A 994-nucleotide genomic window follows, 5' to 3' on the forward strand; every position below is an offset into this window, starting at 1 on the left:
GGTGGTGTGGAGGTGTTGGAGGTGCCGTCGGTGGTGCTGGATGCCGGGGGTGTGCGTGAGGTGACGGCTGGGGTTCTGTCTGTGGTGCAGTCGTTCTTGGCGTCGTCGGGTTCGGGTTCGGGGTCTTTGGTGGTGGTGACGCGGGGTGCGGTGGATGTCGGTGGTGGGTCTGGTGGGGCTGGTGGGTCGGGTGGGGTGGATCCGGTGGGGGCTGCGGTGTGGGGGTTGGTGCGTTCGGCGCAGGTGGAGGATCCGGGGCGGGTTGTTCTGGTGGATGTGGGGGTGGGTGAGCCGGTGCCTGCGGGTGGGGTGTTGGCGGGTGTGGTGGCTTCGGGTGAGTCGCAGGTTGCGGTGCGCTCGGGTGAGGTGTTGGTGCCGAGGCTGTCGCGTGTGGTGGTCCCGTCGTCGGACGGGCCGTCGGATGAGTCGGTGGGTGGGGGTGTGTTCCGGTCGGGTGGGACGGTGTTGGTGACGGGTGGTACGGGTGCGTTGGGTGCGGTGGTGGCGCGGCATCTGGTTGCGGTGCATGGGGTGCGGAGTCTGGTGTTGGTGAGTCGGCGTGGTGTGGGGGCTCCGGGTGCGGGTGTGTTGAAGGCGGAGTTGGAGGGGCTGGGTGCGCGGGTGGTGGTGGCGGCGTGTGATGTGGCTGATCGCGAGGCGTTGGCGCGGGTGTTGGGGGAGGTGTCGGCTGATGCTCCGTTGTCGGGGGTGGTGCATACGGCTGGTGTGCTGGATGACGGTGTGTTCGGGTCGTTGACGTCGGAGCGGTTGGCGGGGGTGTTGCGTCCGAAGGTGGATGCGGTGTTGGCGTTGCATGAGGTGACGCGGGGTCTGGATCTGGATGCCTTTGTTGTGTATTCCTCGGCGTCGGGTGTGCTGGGTGGTCCGGGGCAGGGCAATTATTCGGCGGCGAACGCGTTCCTGGACGCGTTCGCTCAGTGGCGCCGTGCGCAGGGGCTGCCGGCTGTGTCGCTGGCCTGGGGCCTGTGGGGTG

1 protein-coding gene is annotated in these 994 nt (G+C 68.4%); it reads left to right on the forward strand.

The features are described from left to right. Nucleotides 1-30: 30 nt before the first annotated feature. Nucleotides 31-994: beta-ketoacyl reductase (locus tag IE239_RS41480; RefSeq protein WP_308435472.1), on the forward strand; the 964-nt coding region annotated here is incomplete at its 3' end.

The sequence above is a fragment of the Streptomyces humidus genome (genome assembly GCF_014649655.1).
GTDB lineage: Bacteria > Actinomycetota > Actinomycetes > Streptomycetales > Streptomycetaceae > Streptomyces > Streptomyces humidus.